Origin of the sequence: Staphylococcus sp. HMSC65H10, assembly GCF_001839185.1 — a bacterium.
Lineage (GTDB): Bacteria > Bacillota > Bacilli > Staphylococcales > Staphylococcaceae > Staphylococcus > Staphylococcus simulans.
In genome coordinates this window covers 3,756-20,639 of record NZ_KV840341.1, presented here as the reverse complement: position 1 = coordinate 20,639, position 16,884 = coordinate 3,756, and the positions used below count along the sequence as shown (strand labels likewise).

21 protein-coding genes and 2 pseudogenes are annotated in these 16,884 nt (G+C 34.8%); 16 read left to right on the top strand and 7 right to left on the bottom strand.

Annotation, left to right across the window (positions count from 1 at the left end; translation table 11 throughout):
• Positions 1–8 precede the first annotated feature (8 nt).
• The 8 genes from mutL (at position 9) to HMPREF3270_RS06125 (ending at position 9,206) form a co-directional block, all read left to right on the top strand.
• Positions 9–1,958, top strand: coding sequence for a DNA mismatch repair endonuclease MutL (gene mutL, locus HMPREF3270_RS06160; protein ID WP_070867209.1), 1,950 nt, complete (start codon positions 9–11; stop codon positions 1,956–1,958).
• Between the two features lie 13 nt (positions 1,959–1,971).
• A complete protein-coding gene (locus HMPREF3270_RS06155; protein ID WP_023015659.1) occupies positions 1,972–2,505 on the top strand; it encodes a glycerol-3-phosphate responsive antiterminator in 534 nt (177 codons plus the stop codon).
• 166 nt (positions 2,506–2,671) lie between these two features.
• Complete coding sequence (locus HMPREF3270_RS06150; protein WP_070848266.1) at positions 2,672–3,487, top strand: MIP/aquaporin family protein; 816 nt, start codon at positions 2,672–2,674, stop codon at positions 3,485–3,487.
• A gap of 86 nt (positions 3,488–3,573) precedes the next feature.
• Entirely contained in the window at positions 3,574–5,073 is a 1,500-nt protein-coding gene (glpK, locus tag HMPREF3270_RS06145; protein ID WP_002480754.1) for a glycerol kinase GlpK, read from the top strand.
• Between the two features lie 190 nt (positions 5,074–5,263).
• On the top strand, positions 5,264–6,931 hold the full coding sequence (locus tag HMPREF3270_RS06140) for a glycerol-3-phosphate dehydrogenase/oxidase (RefSeq protein WP_070848267.1): 1,668 nt from the start codon (positions 5,264–5,266) through the stop codon (positions 6,929–6,931).
• A 199-nt stretch (positions 6,932–7,130) separates the two neighbouring features.
• Positions 7,131–8,066 carry an alpha/beta hydrolase gene (locus tag HMPREF3270_RS06135; protein WP_070848268.1) on the top strand — a complete coding sequence of 312 codons (936 nt, stop codon included), beginning with the start codon at positions 7,131–7,133 and terminating at the stop codon, positions 8,064–8,066.
• Between the two features lies 1 nt (position 8,067).
• Entirely contained in the window at positions 8,068–9,030 is a 963-nt protein-coding gene (gene miaA, locus HMPREF3270_RS06130; protein ID WP_070848269.1) for a tRNA (adenosine(37)-N6)-dimethylallyltransferase MiaA, read from the top strand.
• A complete protein-coding gene (locus tag HMPREF3270_RS06125) occupies positions 9,027–9,206 on the top strand; it encodes an RNA chaperone Hfq (RefSeq protein WP_002480758.1) in 180 nt (59 codons plus the stop codon). The genes miaA and HMPREF3270_RS06125 overlap by 4 nt, the downstream gene beginning before the upstream one ends.
• Before the next feature lie 11 nt (positions 9,207–9,217).
• Here the strand turns inward: HMPREF3270_RS06125 and HMPREF3270_RS06120 are convergent, their stop codons facing one another.
• The 4 genes and pseudogenes from HMPREF3270_RS06120 to HMPREF3270_RS13515 form a co-directional block, all read right to left on the bottom strand.
• Positions 9,218–10,246 carry a site-specific integrase gene (locus HMPREF3270_RS06120; RefSeq protein ID WP_070843601.1) on the bottom strand — a complete coding sequence of 343 codons (1,029 nt, stop codon included), beginning with the start codon at positions 10,244–10,246 and terminating at the stop codon, positions 9,218–9,220.
• A 186-nt stretch (positions 10,247–10,432) separates the two neighbouring features.
• On the bottom strand, positions 10,433–11,131 hold the full coding sequence (locus tag HMPREF3270_RS06115) for a type II toxin-antitoxin system PemK/MazF family toxin (protein WP_070867208.1): 699 nt from the start codon (positions 11,129–11,131) through the stop codon (positions 10,433–10,435).
• Positions 11,132–11,149: 18 nt separating this feature from the next.
• The gene (locus HMPREF3270_RS06110) at positions 11,150–11,383 is read right to left on the bottom strand and encodes a hypothetical protein (protein WP_070867207.1); all 234 of its coding nucleotides are present in this window, start codon (positions 11,381–11,383) and stop codon (positions 11,150–11,152) included.
• A gap of 153 nt (positions 11,384–11,536) precedes the next feature.
• A pseudogene (locus tag HMPREF3270_RS13515) lies at positions 11,537–12,076 on the bottom strand (hypothetical protein); the annotation flags it as partial.
• 9 nt (positions 12,077–12,085) lie between these two features.
• Here HMPREF3270_RS13515 and HMPREF3270_RS13735 point away from each other — a divergent pair.
• Positions 12,086–12,205, top strand: a pseudogene (locus tag HMPREF3270_RS13735) (phage antirepressor Ant); the annotation flags it as partial.
• Here HMPREF3270_RS13735 and HMPREF3270_RS06100 read toward each other — a convergent pair.
• Positions 12,194–12,832 carry a S24 family peptidase gene (locus tag HMPREF3270_RS06100; RefSeq protein ID WP_070867206.1) on the bottom strand — a complete coding sequence of 213 codons (639 nt, stop codon included), beginning with the start codon at positions 12,830–12,832 and terminating at the stop codon, positions 12,194–12,196. The pseudogene HMPREF3270_RS13735 and the gene HMPREF3270_RS06100 overlap by 12 nt on opposite strands.
• A gap of 194 nt (positions 12,833–13,026) precedes the next feature.
• Between HMPREF3270_RS06100 and HMPREF3270_RS06095 the strand changes: the two genes are divergently transcribed.
• The 3 genes from HMPREF3270_RS06095 (at position 13,027) to HMPREF3270_RS06085 (ending at position 14,359) form a co-directional block, all read left to right on the top strand.
• Positions 13,027–13,275: a helix-turn-helix transcriptional regulator gene (locus tag HMPREF3270_RS06095; RefSeq protein ID WP_070848526.1), complete on the top strand. Its 249-nt coding sequence runs from the start codon at positions 13,027–13,029 to the stop codon at positions 13,273–13,275.
• Positions 13,276–13,289: 14 nt separating this feature from the next.
• Positions 13,290–14,057, top strand: coding sequence for a phage antirepressor (locus HMPREF3270_RS06090; RefSeq protein ID WP_070867205.1), 768 nt, complete (start codon positions 13,290–13,292; stop codon positions 14,055–14,057).
• A gap of 68 nt (positions 14,058–14,125) precedes the next feature.
• Positions 14,126–14,359 (top strand): hypothetical protein, encoded by a 234-nt coding sequence (locus tag HMPREF3270_RS06085; protein ID WP_070867204.1) that lies wholly within the window; start codon positions 14,126–14,128, stop codon positions 14,357–14,359.
• Here the strand turns inward: HMPREF3270_RS06085 and HMPREF3270_RS06080 are convergent.
• The gene (locus HMPREF3270_RS06080) at positions 14,322–14,792 is read right to left on the bottom strand and encodes a hypothetical protein (RefSeq protein WP_070867203.1); all 471 of its coding nucleotides are present in this window, start codon (positions 14,790–14,792) and stop codon (positions 14,322–14,324) included. The genes HMPREF3270_RS06085 and HMPREF3270_RS06080 overlap by 38 nt on opposite strands.
• Positions 14,793–14,841: 49 nt before the next feature.
• On the opposite strand from HMPREF3270_RS06080, the gene HMPREF3270_RS06075 reads away from it, so the two are divergent.
• From HMPREF3270_RS06075 to HMPREF3270_RS13920, 3 genes are all read left to right on the top strand, one after another.
• The gene (locus HMPREF3270_RS06075) at positions 14,842–15,606 is read left to right on the top strand and encodes a phage antirepressor KilAC domain-containing protein (RefSeq protein WP_070867202.1); all 765 of its coding nucleotides are present in this window, start codon (positions 14,842–14,844) and stop codon (positions 15,604–15,606) included.
• 10 nt (positions 15,607–15,616) lie between these two features.
• On the top strand, positions 15,617–15,877 hold the full coding sequence (locus HMPREF3270_RS06070; RefSeq protein WP_070867201.1) for a hypothetical protein: 261 nt from the start codon (positions 15,617–15,619) through the stop codon (positions 15,875–15,877).
• 263 nt (positions 15,878–16,140) lie between these two features.
• Positions 16,141–16,281 carry a hypothetical protein gene (locus HMPREF3270_RS13920; RefSeq protein ID WP_015978164.1) on the top strand — a complete coding sequence of 47 codons (141 nt, stop codon included), beginning with the start codon at positions 16,141–16,143 and terminating at the stop codon, positions 16,279–16,281.
• On the opposite strand, the gene HMPREF3270_RS06065 is transcribed toward HMPREF3270_RS13920, so the two are convergent.
• Complete coding sequence (locus tag HMPREF3270_RS06065) at positions 16,241–16,471, bottom strand: hypothetical protein (protein ID WP_015978143.1); 231 nt, start codon at positions 16,469–16,471, stop codon at positions 16,241–16,243. The two genes, HMPREF3270_RS13920 and HMPREF3270_RS06065, sit on opposite strands and share 41 nt — an antisense overlap.
• Before the next feature lie 46 nt (positions 16,472–16,517).
• On the opposite strand from HMPREF3270_RS06065, the gene HMPREF3270_RS06060 reads away from it, so the two are divergent.
• The gene (locus tag HMPREF3270_RS06060) at positions 16,518–16,820 is read left to right on the top strand and encodes a DUF771 domain-containing protein (RefSeq protein WP_015978144.1); all 303 of its coding nucleotides are present in this window, start codon (positions 16,518–16,520) and stop codon (positions 16,818–16,820) included.
• Positions 16,821–16,884: the final 64 nt, after the last annotated feature.

Below are 16,884 nucleotides of genomic sequence, written 5' to 3'. Positions count from 1 at the left end.
GACGAATCATGGGCAAAATTAAAGAATTACAAACTTCACTCGCTAATAAAATTGCGGCGGGTGAAGTCGTAGAACGTCCTGGATCAGTCGTCAAAGAATTACTCGAAAATGCCCTTGATGCACAAGCAAGTGAAATTAATATAGAAGTTAAACAGTCTGGCATTGAATCTATTCGTGTTGTAGATAATGGAACAGGTATAGAGGAAGATGACTTGAAGTTAGTCTTTCATCGTCATGCGACGAGTAAGTTAAGTGAAGATAACGACTTATTCCATATAAGAACATTAGGCTTTCGTGGTGAAGCCTTGGCCAGTATTTCTTCTGTAGCAAAAGTGACATTAAAAACATGTACAGACGGACAAAACGGTCATGAAATTTATGCAGAAGATGGCGCAATTTTAAACCAAAAGCCGGCGAAAGCGAAACAAGGGACAGATATTTTAGTAGAATCCTTGTTTTATAATACGCCAGCACGTTTGAAATATGTGAAGAGCTTGTATACAGAATTAGGCAAGATTACAGATATCGTCAACCGTATGGCCATGAGTCATCCAGATGTGCGTTTCACTTTAGTTTCAGATGGCAAAGTGCTGATTAAAACAAATGGTTCTGGACGTACGAATGAAGTGATGGCAGAAATATACGGTATGAAAGTGGCTAAAGATTTAGTACATATTACAGGTGATACGAGTGATTACCACCTAGAAGGTTATGTCGCTAAACCAGAACATTCACGTAGTAACCGTCACTATATTTCTATTTTTATCAATGGACGTTATATTAAGAATTTCATTTTAAATAAAGCCATTTTAGAAGGGTATCATACGTTGCTGACAATCGGCCGTTATCCTATTTGTTATATCAATATTGAAATGGATCCAATTTTAGTAGACGTCAATGTGCATCCTACAAAATTAGAAGTCAGACTTTCTAAAGAAGAACAATTATATGATTTAATTGTAGAAAAAATTAGAGATGCGTTTAAAGATAAAGTCTTAATTCCACATAATGATGAAAATAAATTGTATAAAAAGAACAAAGTGTTGGAATCATTTGAACAACAGAAATTAGATTTTGAAAAAAGAAACCAGCAACAATCTACTCAAACTTCGAATGATTTGCCTACTACTGAATCAGAGCCAGAAGTTTCCAATGAACAGGTCTCTGAAAAGAATACATCAACTTCAGATTATCAAGCGTATCAAGAGATGCAAAAAGCAATGTTGTCTGATTTAGAAGAAAAAGATAATCAATCTGATAATGACGATGCATTATTAAATGAAAATGAAGCTACAACACATACACCAGAAGAAGCAGCGTATGATGCGCAACCAACGCCAGATGTTCGTGAAACACAAAACGCGCAACCTAAACATCGTGTGCCTTACATGGAAGTAGTTGGCCAAGTTCATGGGACATATATTATTGCGCAAAATGAGACTGGCATGTTTATGATTGACCAGCATGCAGCACAAGAACGCATTAAATATGAGTATTTCCGTGAGAAAATTGGAGAAGTAACGAATGAAGTTCAGAATTTATTAATACCGTTAACGTTCCATTTTTCAAAAGATGAGCAAATGATTATTGATGAGTTCAAGGATGAATTAGATAAAGTAGGGGTACATTTAGAACCGTTCGGTGCGCATGACTATATCGTGAATAGTTATCCTGTCTGGTTCCCTAAAGCAGAGGCAGAAGAGATTATTCAAGATATGGTAGAGTATGTGTTAGAACATAAAAAAGTAGAGATTAAGAAGATTAGAGAAGAAGCGGCCATCATGATGAGCTGTAAAAAATCTATTAAAGCCAATCATTATTTACGAAATCATGAAATGGCGGACTTAATTGATCAGTTGAGAGAAATGGAAGATCCATTTACTTGTCCGCATGGTCGTCCGATTATCATCAGTTTTTCAAATTATGAAATGGAGCGTTTATTCAAACGTATCCAGTAAAGGAGATATGAGCTTGAAACCACACATTTTACCTGCAATCCGTGAAATGCGCGATTTAGAAAAATTGGTGAAAACGGATTATCCTACTTGCGTGTTATTAGATGCGCATATTGGTCATTTACAAAGTATTACTGATTTATTGAAACAACATCGCATGGAAATGTATATTCATGTGGATTTAACAAGAGGTATTGCGCACGATGAGTTCGGTTGTGAGTATTTAATTCAAAAATTCAAGCCGAAAGGCATTGTGTCGACGAAACCTAAAGTGATTAAAAAAGCAAAGACATTAAAAGTAACGACAATTTTACGTGTCTTTATTATCGATAGTCATGCGCTTAAACGTAGTATTGCTTTAATCCAACAAGTAAAGCCGGATTTTGTGGAAGTATTACCTGGAGTTGCAAGCAAGGTAATACAGAAAATCTATGATGAAACAAAGACACCTGTGATTGCTGGCGGGCTGATTGATTTAGAAGAAGAAGTACAAGAAGCCGTAACAAGTGGTGCGGAATATGTTACAACGAGCAATAAAACATTATGGTAAATTTTTGGAACGTAATTTTGTGAAATTGTGAATAATTATTGACAACGCTTTCATAAAAAGATATTCTGTTAATAAGTTAATATAAATATTGATAGAGATAGGAGACTTCTACATTGTATTCAATTATGTAGGAGTCTTTTTGTCTTTTTTTAAGGAGTGAATTAAGATGAGTCCATATTTTGCGGAATTTCTAGGGACAGCCATTCTGATTTTATTTGGGGGCGGCGTGGTTGCCAATTTGAACTTAGCAAAATCAAAAGGTTTAGGCAGTGATTGGATTAATATTTCGCTTGGTTGGGGGCTTGCGGTAACACTAGGTGTTTATGCAGTCGGAACTTTTTCAGGTGCACATTTAAATCCAGCTGTGACGGTTGCTTTTGCGATGGATGGCGGTATTGAATGGTACAAAGTGCCAGGTTATATCATCTGTCAAATGCTCGGCGGTATTGTCGGAGGCTTTTTAGTTTGGTTAATGTATTTACCGCACTGGAAAGTGACTGAAGATCAAGGGGCAAAATTAGCAGTGTTTTGTACAGCACCAGGTATCAAAAACTACTACGCTAACTTTTTCAGTGAAATTATCGGTACAGCAGCACTAACATTAGGCTTATTATTTATTGGTATTAATAAGTTCACTGAAGGCTTAAATCCGATTATTGTCGGTGGTTTGATTGTGGCAATTGGTTTAAGTTTAGGCGGTCCGACTGGTTATGCGATTAATCCAGCGCGTGATTTAGGTCCGCGTATTGCGCACGCATTATTACCGATTGCAGGTAAAGGTAATTCAAATTGGTCTTATGCGATTGTGCCTGTGCTAGGTCCAATTGCAGGCGGTATGTTAGGTGCTTGTATTTACCGTGTAGCTTATAAAGAAACATTTGATGCATTATCTGTTGTGGCGATTTTATTAACTGCAGCAACTTTAATTTTAGGTGTTGTCTTAAATAAAATCGATAAGAAAGACATTGGTACGATTTACTAATCAAAGTGTTTGCAGGCTTAGATAATTCGGGGGAACAGTTAAAACATTAATAACATGTTAAAATCAGGGTTAAGGAGTGGCTTACTATGGAAAGATATATTATGTCAATAGACCAAGGTACTACAAGTACACGTGCAATATTATTCAATAAAGAAGGAGAAATTGTCTCAACAGCACAACGTGAATTCACACAACATTTCCCACATTTAGGTTGGGTGGAACATGATGCGAATGAAATTTGGACATCCGTGTTGTCTGTCATTGCGACAGTGTTGAATGACGATAATATTTATCCGCATCAAATCAGCGGTATCGGTATTACAAACCAAAGGGAAACAACTATCATTTGGGATAAACATACTGGTCGTCCGATTTATAATGCGATTGTGTGGCAATCTCGTCAAACACAAGATATTGTACAATCATTACGTGATCAAGGTTATGAAGATACCTTCCGTGAGAAAACAGGTTTAGTTCTTGATCCATATTTCTCTGGTACTAAAATCAAATGGATTTTAGACAATGTGGAAGGCGCAAGAGAAAAAGCTGAAAACGGTGATTTATTATTCGGTACAGTAGATTCATGGATTGTCTGGAAATTATCAGGGGGCGCTGCGCATGTGACGGATTATACGAATGCCAGCCGTACATTAATTTACAATATTCATGACTTAAAATGGGATGATGAATTATTAGAAATTCTAGATATTCCAAAACAAATGTTGCCGGAAGTTCATGAATCAAGTGAGATTTATGCGAAAACAAAAGATTATCATTTCTTCGGACAAGAAGTACCGATTGCGGGAATCGCAGGTGATCAGCAAGCAGCCTTATTCGGACAAGCATGCTTCGAACGTGGTGAAGTGAAAAACACGTACGGTACAGGTGGATTCATGTTAATGAACACTGGTAAAGAAGCGATTCAATCGGATAACGGTTTATTAACAACAATCGCATTCGGCTTAGATGGCGAAGTGAATTATGCATTAGAAGGTTCTATTTTCGTCTCTGGCTCAGCTATTCAATGGTTGCGAGATGGTTTACGTATGATTAACTCAGCACCTGAATCTGAAAACTATGCGAACCGTATTGAATCAAGTGATGGTGTTTATGTGGTACCGGCGTTTGTTGGACTCGGTACACCTTACTGGGATGCGAATGCGCGTGGTGCAGTATTCGGTATTACACGTGCGACTGAGAAAGAACACTTTATCAGAGCAACGTTAGAATCTATTTGTTACCAAACACGTGATGTGGTTGAAGCGATGATTCAAGACTCAGGTATTGAAGTGAAGAATATCCGTGTAGATGGTGGTGCTGTTAAGAACAACTTCTTAATGCAGTTCCAAGCAGACATTCAAAATATTACAGTAGAACGTCCTGAAATCAATGAAACGACTGCGTTAGGCGCTGCTTATCTTGCAGGACTTGCGGTAGGTTTCTGGGATAGTAAAGCAGAAATTGCGAACCGTTGGAAATTAGATCAAGCTTTCGAGCCTGAAATGGATGAAAAAGAAAGAGAAAAATTATATAAAGGTTGGAAAAAAGCTGTAGAAGCAACACAAGTCTTCAAGCTGGACGACTAATTAGACGACTGATTTCTAACTATGTTATACTAAAGACAAGTTAATATCTATGACTCGAGAATGAGAGAACTGTTCACACCATTTTTAATGTATGGGATAGGTCTCTCATTTTTTAATTTATTTTGCGTTAAATTCGCATCTCGACTTGTCTCATGCATTCATAACAGAATATTTTAGGAGGCGTTGTTCAATGAGTTTATCAACATTAAACAGAGATGTAATTAAAGGAAGATTGAAAGAGGAAGAATATGATGTCGTTATCATCGGCGGTGGTATTACAGGTGCCGGCATTGCGTTAGATGCGGCAGACCGCGGTATGAAAGTGGCATTAGTAGAAATGCAAGACTTTGCGCAAGGAACAAGTTCTCGTTCTACTAAATTAGTTCATGGCGGTTTACGCTACTTAAAACAATTTCAAGTCGGGGTTGTAGCAGAAACTGGACGTGAACGTGCGATTGTTTATGAAAATGGTCCGCATGTAACAACACCGGAATGGATGTTGTTACCGATGCATAAAGGCGGTACATTCGGTAAATTTACAACTTCTATTGGTTTAGCAATGTATGACCGTTTAGCAGGGGTTAAAAAATCAGAACGCAAGAAAATGTTGAACAAAAAAGAAACATTAGAAAAAGAACCATTAGTTAAAAAGAAAGGCCTAAAAGGCGGCGGTTACTATGTAGAATATCGTACAGATGATGCACGTTTAACAATTGAAGTCATGAAACGTGCAGCGGAAAAAGGTGCAGATATTCTTAACTATACGAAATCAATGAATTTCACATACAATGACAACGAAAAAGTAAATGGCATTCAAGTGACTGACATGTTGACAGATGAAGCTTATACCATTCACGCTAAAAAAGTTATTAATGCCAGTGGCCCATGGGTAGATGAAGTCAGAGGTGCTGATTATTCTAGAAACAATAAACAATTACGCTTAACTAAAGGTGTGCATATTGTTATCGATCAATCTAAATTCCCATTACAACAAGCGGTTTACTTCGATACAAAATCAGACGGCAGAATGATCTTTGCGATTCCTCGTGAAGGTAAAGCGTATATCGGCACAACTGACACATTCTATAACAATGACAAAGCGTCACCACTACCAACACAAGAAGACCGTGATTACCTAGTCGATGCAGTGAACTATATGTTCCCAGGATTAGATATAACAGATAAAGATATCGAATCATCTTGGGCAGGTATCAGACCATTGATTTTAGAAGAAGGTAAAGACCCATCTGAAATTTCACGTAAAGATGAAATCTGGGAAGGTAAATCTGGCCTATTAACAATTGCGGGCGGTAAATTAACAGGTTATCGTCATATGGCAAAAGGCATTGTGGACTTATTAGCAAAACGTTTACAACAAGACTTTGGTAAGAAATTCGGTCCGTGCGAAACAAAACATCTGACAATTTCAGGCGGAGATGTCGGCGGCAGTGCGAATTTCGATCACTTTGTAGAAGAAAAAGTAGCTGAAGCTAAGAAATATCAAATTGACGCAAAAACTGCTGAAGATATTGCACAACGTTATGGCTCGAACGCAGATAAAATATACAAAATTGCGCATACGGCTCAATATCAAAACTCAGGATTGCCATTAGAAATCTATGCTGAATTGGTTTATGGTATTCAAAATGAAATGGTTTATAAACCAACAGATTTCTTAATCCGCAGAACAGGTATGTTGTACTTCGATATTGAAGATGTCTTGAAATATAAAGAAGCGGTTGTAGATGTATTAGCACAACTATTAAACTATGATGAAATTCAACGTTCATTGTATACAGAAGAATTAGAAGAAGCGATTAATGAAGCAAGAACTGCGAATAATCAACCTGCTGAATAAAGCAAAATAGAGTATCAAAATGAGTTGGGACGAAGTTCCAGCTCATTTTTGTTATCATATTATTAAAGAGTGCAGTTTTTTTACTATTTAGGTAAATGAAAGCCTATTTCAAGAATTTGGGGTCTGTTTTATAATAGAAGGGTAAGACATCTAGTGAAGGCATCTTAGAATAATAAAAAGTTAGACGGGAGTGTAGTCAATGTGTCCTAACACATTTAAGGTAACAGTTGAAGATGGTACAAATATTGAAGTTAAATTAGATAAAGCGAATAAAACACGAATTGGTATTGTACATATTTTTCATGGTATGGCTGAACATATGGGACGTTATGATACATTTGTCGAATCGCTCAACCAACAAGGCTATGATGTGATTCGTCACAATCATCGAGGTCATGGTAAGGATATAGACGAAAGCACAAGAGGGCATTATGACAGTATTGAAAATGTTGCGGCGGATGCTTATGAAATTGCGCAAACGTTATATCCAGAAAGAGATGAACTGCCTTATATTGTGCTCGGCCATTCAATGGGATCGATTATTGCACGTAAATATGTTGAAATGTATCCTGATATGTCGCAAGGTTTGATTTTGACAGGTACAGGATTGTTCCCGAAATTAAAAGGTAAAATTTTGACATTATTAATGAAAATAATCACGATTGTATTTGGCAAACGCAGAAGACTCAGATGGGTCAACCGTCTAGCTTTCAGGCCATTCAATCGAGGAATTCAGAACGTGCAAACTGAGAATGATTGGTTATCAACACAAAGAGAGGAAGTTGATAGATATTGTTCTGATCAGTATTGCGGATTCTTAGTCTCAAATCAGATTATTTATGAAACGCTGAATGAAATGATGAAAACCAGCACACCAAAAGAAATCAAAAAGATGAATGCAGATTTACCAGTCTTATTAATTTCTGGTAAAGATGATGCATTTGGAGACTATGGCAAAGGTATTCGCAGACTGGGTGTGGCAATGAAGAAAAATGGTGTAAAACACATTACGGTACAACTTTATCGTAATAAGCGACATGAAATTCTGTTTGAAGAAGACTATCATCAAACATGGAATAACATGTATGACTGGATTAAGAAAAATATCCTTAACAAATATAAGCAGGGGGATTAATATGAGCAACAACACAAAACCCTTACTCGTTGTCATTGTAGGACCAACAGCGGTAGGGAAAACTGAATTAAGCATTGAACTTGCGAAAAAAGTTGATGGTGAAATTATCAGCGGTGATTCAATGCAGGTTTATAAAGGCATGGACATTGGGACAGCTAAAGCTACGCCTGAAGAGATGCAAAATATCCCTCATTATCTTATTGATATTTTAAATCCAGATGAATCATTTTCAGCATATGACTTCAAAGTTCGTGCTGAAGCATTAATTAAAGACATCACAGCGCGCGGTAAAGTTCCAATTATCGCTGGAGGTACGGGTCTTTATATTCAATCACTAATTTATAACTATCCATTTGATAAAGAAGAAGTTTCTGAAGAAACAGCACGTGCTGTACGTGAAAAGCTGGAGGAATTAGAAAGCTTGTCTAATGAAGCGTTACATCAATATCTCGCAAGCTTTGATGCGGAGTCTGCAGCGGATATTCACCCGAATAACCGTAAAAGAGTGTTGAGAGCGGTTGAATATTACTTAAAAACGAAAAAAAAATTAAGTAATCGCAAAAAAGTTCAACAATATACAGAAAATTATGATACATTATTAATAGGGGTAGAAACGTCGCGTGAAACTATGTATCAACGAATAAACAATCGTGTTGATCATATGATGAAAGCGGGTTTAATTAATGAAGTAGAGCAACTGCTGAGACAGGGTTTTACAAATTGTCAGAGCATGCAAGCAATAGGATATAAAGAGTTGATTCCTGCTATTGATCAAGACATTTCGATTGAACAAGCAGTTGACAAGTTAAAACAACACTCAAGAAATTACGCAAAACGTCAAATGACTTGGTTCAAAAATAAAATGAATGTGCAATGGTTTGATAGAGAGCAACAGCCACTTCCATTGATTCTAGATGACATTACTGCCCACATAAATAAAAAAAAGGAGAGAATGCAATCATGAATGATAAAAGCATCCAAGAGAATTTTCTACAAGGTTTTAAAGACAGCAAAGAGGAGTTAACTGTTTTCTTATTAAACGGTTTCCAAATGAAAGGAACAATTGTAGAATTCGATGACACCGTTGTGAACTTATTCTCACAAGGCAAAAATCATGGTTGTAACCACGCGAGTTTATAGGGGTTAAGTCCCTAAAGAGTCCCTAAAACTTCAATTGCTTGGTTATTCTCTTCGTCAAATTGCTCCTCTAATAAATGAGAGTACACTTCCAATGTGATACGCATATTTTTATGTCCTAAACGTTTACTGATATATTGAATAGAAACACCTTGTGATAATAGATAACTACAGTGTGTATGACGCAGCGCATGAGTAGTTATCTTTTTTATATCCAATTCTTCGCATAACTCTCCAAGTCTTGCATTCACTCTTTTTACTCTCGGAAGTATTCCTCTATCTTTAAAAATATAACCGTCCATACTGATAGCCCATGTAGCAATCACTTTTCTGATATGCTGCATATCTTCTTTTGCTACGTCCACATAGCGTGGGGAAGAATCAGTTTTCTGCTCATCAATATAAAGGTCTTTACCTATATAACTCGATTTCATATTGATTGCACCACTCACACGACAACCGGTACAAATCATGATAAATAAAATCAAATCCATTCTTTTATTACTTTGCATCAGTTTATTTTTTAACCGCTTATACTCTTCTATGCTGATGAACTTGTCTGTTTCTTTTTTAGGCTCATGACCTGCTTTGAATGTAATTCTATACACAGGATTACGTTTGATTAACCCGTCATATACTGCATCATCTAATGAGGTTTTAAGTAATGATCGCATTTTTCTGCCCGTCACTTGACTGCGTGTCTCTGTGTACGCAGTAAGGAAGTTCTGAACATCAAGACGTGTCAATTTTGCTATCGGTATATCTGCTATTTTGAATGATTTTAATATTTTCAAATTACTTTTATAACCACCATACGTTGATTTTGATACTGAGTTACGTTTATAGGTAATAACCCACTGCGTTAAGTATTGATGTAATGTCAAAGTGTTATCAGGGGAATAGCCTTGTTGTAATTCATTCAACTTCTCTATACCTGCGTATTCAGCTTCTTTTTTAGTACGGAATCCTTTTTTACGGTAGCGTTTGTTATTATATTTAAATTCATATTGCCATTTGCCTTTTTCGTATTGTCTCATTCGCATAATGCATTCCTCCTCAAAAAAGGTAAAAAAAATAATAAGGGTACGGTGGTGTACCCTGAAAAAATGTATAAAAAAACAGGAAGTACAAGTGCACTTCCTGTGAGCCCTCTCTTTCAAGGGTTGATATAATGTAAAGTCCTCTTTTTCAAGGATTAATCTATAATTATATTAACAGGAAATCAGCAACTATTCAAGTTTAATGTTAGTAAATTGTTTCACTATGGCTCTATCTATTTGATTTAATGTATGTTCACTATAATGCAATTGACCAATAGGATCATATTCATTTAGCACATTGATTCTATCTTTGCTTATGTTAGTAATTTGATTTATATTAGCGTATGTCTTTTTGTCACTATATCTCTCGTATCTCTTTTCTAATTCTTGCATCTTTTGAAATGTATGTTCGTTCTCTCTGATGGCTTCTTTTACAGAAGAATCTTTCAAAGATTCAACACTTGAATGTTGTTGTGCAATCGACAAAAGGTTATTAGCTAAAGTTTGATATTGATTATTAATATACTTACTAAATATTTGTATTAAGTCTTCTTCGACTAAGGTGTTAAACTTATTATTTTTTGAAGTCAGAGGAATTACAGTTAATGTAGAATTAAAACGGTTATCTTTTTTGTCTAAAACAACACAAAAATGATTCCCAGAAAACTCATTACCAATATTAATTCCTAATTTAGCATAAACAATCGAACCTCGTTTATAGGTTTTATATTTTCGTCTTTGATGACTTTTTGTGTTATTTACTTCATTTCTTAAAAATTTGGAGTATTCGAAACACCAAGAATCCATAAATTTATATTTTTTCATACCACTATCTTGTGCGTATTTAAAATTTTTATTTGAAACACGTAATAATTCATCTCTTTTCATCCCTCAACCTCCTTTAACCTACTCATCATCTTCTAATAAATCAGTTACATTTATAGTTATCTCTTTTGTAACAGGGTTGATATTCAAGTTTTGTCCGTATCCTAGAGATTTAACTTGAATATTTTCGTTTTCAAATTTTAAAGCTATTTCAAGGTGTTGATAATTTTGTAAAACTAACAAAGTATCTTCATTAGTTACAATATTGTATGAACCTTTTCCATTAAGATTAACTTTCCAATTTTTAAATTCCATTTCTTACCTCCTTCGCCCCAGAGTGGAGGGGGGCTGAGATGATGCTGATTGTAAACTGTGTAGTGAGCTTTGCTGACTCTATCATTCTTTGATTTCTTCATCAGAAGGTGTATTCATGCTACTTTCTTCATTTTTAGGTTGCTCTATATCAGGGTTATTAGCTTCTTCTTGTTGTTCCACAGGCTGAGAATTCTCTTGTTCGGTATTTTCCTTTTCATCAGAACTACGGTATTTAGGGCTCCTTTTTTTGAATTCCTCAAATTCTGCCATTTCTTCTTCGCTCATATCATTAAATCTATCAACAACTACTCCTGTTCTTCTATTAACAACAGCACAAAATTTTACAGGTGTTCCAGCAGCATCTCGAACAAGGTGTTCAACGTAATACTCATTATCATTACTTCTGGCCATATTTGTTTTGAATTCAAAAGCTTGCAGACCATTAGAACCTCTATTTATATAATAATTCGAAACAATTTGTTCTGCATCTTGAGCAGAAATATTATTATTTGTTTCTTGTTGATTATTATTTTGTACATCTTCGTATGTTTGTGTTTCATCCGTTTTCTTTTGCTCTTCTTTCTTAGTTGTTTCTGTTTTATTGTCTTTCTCTTTCTTTTCTTCTTCTTGCCCACATGCTGTGAGTAATAATACAGATGATAGTGCTAATGTTCCTAATAGTTTGATTTTCATTTTTGTTTCTCCTTCAATAAATATTTAAGAAAATATCTTTCCCAAGAAGTTGGGAAAGGCGATTTCATACCAGAAGCAATGGTTTATAAACTAGCTTTTAAAGCAGGTAATTCAACTTTACTCAAATATTTGATAGTTATAAATCACTTTTCCAATTACCTCTATTTCATCCACAGATTCTAAATCAAATGAATTCGTTTTAAATTCGTCCGAATAACTTACTGGATCTAAATGCAACTTTGTTTCGGTACGTCTAACGCGTTTTACAGTGTATTCTCCACCAATGCGCAATACTAAAATATCATTACTATTTAATTTGTAATCTTGATTGATTCTATAATCATGTACGACTATGTATGAACCATTAGCGAGGATTTTATTCATACTGTCTCCATTAATTTGTAAAGCAATACATTCGCTTGGTTTGCGTCCTTTGAATATTGAAGAAGGAGCTTTAATTTTAGATGATTCAACTGCCACTTCTTCAAAATTACCTGCAGAAACTTTACCGTAATAAGAAAGTTCAATATCTTGTTCGAATTCAGGTAAAGCTACGCTATCAATTTCTCCTAAAAGATAACCTTTAGAAACATTAAACAAGCTTGAGATTTTTTCTACCATCCCCATTCTAGGTTCGTTCTTGCCATTTTCCCACATTCTTATTGTACCTTCAGAAACATCTAGTTTTTTTGCCATTTCAACCTTTGAAAGTTTATTTTTAAGTCTTATTTCTTTGATGGAATTTTTGAAAGCCATTTTAATTACCTTCCTTATATGTGATGTTTTTGACACTTATTATTATACTATGAAAAATCATAATTGCAATACTTAAAATACGTTATTTCGAAATTTATTTACGAAAAAGTTAAAAGTTTTTACAAAAAACACTTGCAAGCGTATTTTAAATGCGATATACTTTGGTCAGAGCTTGAGAGAAAGAGGTGACAAACATGACAGAACTTACGTTGAAAGAATGGAGATCTAGAAAAAAATACACACAACCAGAGTTAGCTAAAGTTATTGGTATTTCTCCATCAACATATAATATTTGGGAAAATAACCCTGAAATGATTAAACCTAAAGATGCTTTTAAAATAGCAAAAGCACTTAATGTCTCCATCGATGAGATTATTTTTTTAAAAGAAGAATCGTATTTTAAATACGTTTTGGTAGGCGATAAACAAAAAGTATCAACTTAATAGGAGGATAAACAATGCAAGAACTACAAATTTTTAATTTCGAAGAACTACCAGTAAGAACATTAACAGTAGACGATGAACCGTATTTTGTAGGAAATGATGTAGCACAAATTTTAGGATACGAGGATTATCGAGGAGCAATCAATAAAAAGGTTGATACGGAAGATAAGCTGCGTAGCCAAATTGACTACGCAGGTCAGAAAAGAAGTGTAACCCTCATCAACGAATCAGGATTATACAGTTTAATCTTCTCATCAAAATTAGAATCAGCAAAACGCTTCAAAAGATGGGTAACATCAGAAGTTCTACCAGCAATTCGCAAACATGGAATCTACGCAACAGACAGCGTAATTGAACAAACGTTACAGAATCCGGATTACATCATTACAGTGTTGACTGAGTATAAGAAAGAAAAAGAACAAAATTTACTTTTACAACAAGAAATCGGAGAGCTAAAACCCAAAGCAGACTATGTTGATGAAATATTGAAGTCAACTGGGACATTGGCTACAACACAAATCGCAGCAGACTACGGTATTTCAGCGCAAAAGTTAAATAAGTTGCTGCATGAAGCTAGATTACAACGAAAAGTGAACAAACAGTGGGTTCTTTACTCAGAGCATATGGGCAAAAGCTATACAGAATCAGACACTATACCAATTGTACGTTCTGACGGTAGAGAGGATACAGTTTTGCAAACCAGATGGACTCAAAAAGGTAGATTGAAAATACACGAAATCATGACTGACTTCGGTTATGAAGCTAATTTAGGAGGAGTATAAATGACTGAACCAAACAAGTAACAACATCCTACCCACAATCAAACAAACAACTTAAAGGAGGAAATCACATGCAAGATCAAAAATTAAGTAGAAGTCAAATTTTTAAGGTTTATACATTGAAAGAACAAGCATTCGAAGAATTTTACTCACAAGAACACCAAGAGTTAGCTAATGAAATTCTTCAAGCAATAAAGAAAAAAGAACCAACGTATGAGGAAGCATACGCGGTCCTAAATCTCGTTCATGCAAAGTTACAATTCGAATCTAATTTTGTTCATGTTTTACCAAATGTAAAGAAATGAATTCTAAATCATCATCAATTTTTATGATTGGCATATTCCAGCTTTTATCTAGAGATTGGATGTTATATGCATAATCAGAGCAATTCATATCAAATTCGTAAAAATCATTATTTTCTAAAAGATAAAGCATTAAATAATTAGTTTCTTGGTTTTTGTAATGATTTATCAACTGCTTAAATTTGAATTTTTCTTTCACCATATTGTATTGAGAGTTAACTTCCGTATAAAACTTCGTTTTATCATCTGAAAGTGAAGCGATAGTTTTAGGTTCTGAAAGATAAAACTCATCATTCCATTCAAATGGAATCACAAGATCTAGTGTTACAAACTGATTATTCCATTTACAAATTATTTTGTATGAAAAATCCAATTTTAGATCATTGCTGATTAATTTAAGCAAAGTGTCAATACACTTTAATTCTTTATAACTCATATATTATCACCTCCTTATAAGGAGTATAGCAGAAAGGAGCATGAACAATATGCAAGCATTACAAGAAATACAAATTGAAAACAACTCGGAATTGGGAGCAGTCGTTTCTAGTCGAGTAGTAGCAAATGAATTAAAGAGAAGACATGACAATGTAAAACGTGATTTAGAGCAAATTTTAATGTCCTCAAATGTGAGTGCATTAATTGTTCCTAGTAACTATAAAGATTCACGTGGACGAAAACAAAAGGAATATCTCTTAACTAAAGACGGTTTCACTCTCTACATGTTCAACATTCAAGGTCACAACGATTTCAAAATGGCTTATATTAACAAGTTTAATGAAATGGAACGTCAAATTGCAGAACCGACAGCGAGCTACATGATTGAAGATCCAGTTAAGCGTGCTGAATTGTGGATTGAAGAGCAGAAAGAGAAACAACAGTTACAACTTGAAAACAACATGCAAAAACAAAAGATTGCTGAATATGAACCTAAAGCATCTTACTTAGACACGATTTTAAACAACAAAAGTTTAGTGACAGTAGGTCAGATTGCAAAGGACTATGGTATGTCAGCTCAAGCACTAAACAAGTTGTTGCATGAATTAAAAGTACAATACAAGCAATCAGGACAATGGTTACTTTATTCAAACTTACACGATAAAGGCTACACACATTCATCAACTACAGAAATTGAACATAAAGACGGTAGCACATCAGTACGTATGAATACTAAATGGACGCAAAAGGGCAGATTGTTTATTTACGACTTGCTTAAAGATAACAACATCCTACCCACAATCGAGCGTGATTAAGGAGGAAACTATGAACGAAGAGGAAAAAAAGAAGATTTTGTCAATGTTGAATGACAGCAATTATCGAATGACCATTGCAAATTTACTGATGATCGCAATGGAAGAAAGAGACCCTGATTTCAATCGGTCAGTCGGCTATCTCATAAAGTGTTTAAAAGAAAATAACCGACCGACAGAAGAGGTTAAAACACAATCGAAATTACCAGTGCTGTTATCGATACTAGCAATGACAATATCGACAGTAGCAGCGGTATTGCAAATTTTAAATTAAAGTTTTCGAAGAATTCTCTACCTTCATCAGTAATATAAGCATAGTCATCATGAATAGGAAAGTAACCATCAAAATCTACAATTACTTGGTGTATGTAGTCTTTATTTAATAAACGTTCAATGTCTCTATTATCTTTGTATTTCAACTTTCCTTTAAGGTAAATCGAAAACAAGTAATAGTACATTTTAAAACTCATATATAATCACCTCCCTAGGTGATTATATCAAAACCCACAATCGAGCGGAATTAAAGGAGGAAGCAACATGGAAGAAGAAAATAAAAAACCTCAAACTACTCATGGCAGTGAGCAGAATGAGGAAACTAGTATTGTTTTACCTATTGATAAAGGAAGAGTGAAAGATTCTATTCTTCTTTTAAAAACTTATGAACAACACTGTAAATAAGTGTTTCGTTATGTTTTTTAGAACATTCATGCAATGCAAGTAAATAGATATACTCATCTGAGAATTGACCATTCGAATTTGCTTTTAGTTGGTCAACAGTATTTTTGAAGTACTCACTGTTGGGATCGAATTGTTCATCTATTTCATTTGTTACTTTTCTAAAAAACTTTTCAAATTCATTCCAATCCATAAAATCACCTCCTAATAAGGAGTATAGCAGAAAGGAGCATACACAAATGACACAATCACTCAGTGTGCAAATCAACATCCCAGAAGAATATGTATTGATTGAAAAAGATATTCACACACAGTTGTTGATGAACCAACAGAAAGCGACATGGTCTAAAAAAGAGTTCATTGATCATTCGCCATTCAAATCAAATAACAGTGTGGATGACAAGATATTATTCAATCCTAAGTTCAGAAAGATTTTAGAAAGTGAAGGCATTGCTAGTTATCCGAAAGGAAACAAACGCAACTGGTCGTTTGACGGTCCGAAAGCATATGAGTTTTTACGTAAATATAGAGATGAATTTTAGAGAGGTGAAACAATGAAATCATTCTGGATAGCATACGCATTCTGCTTTGCAAGCACAGCTGTTC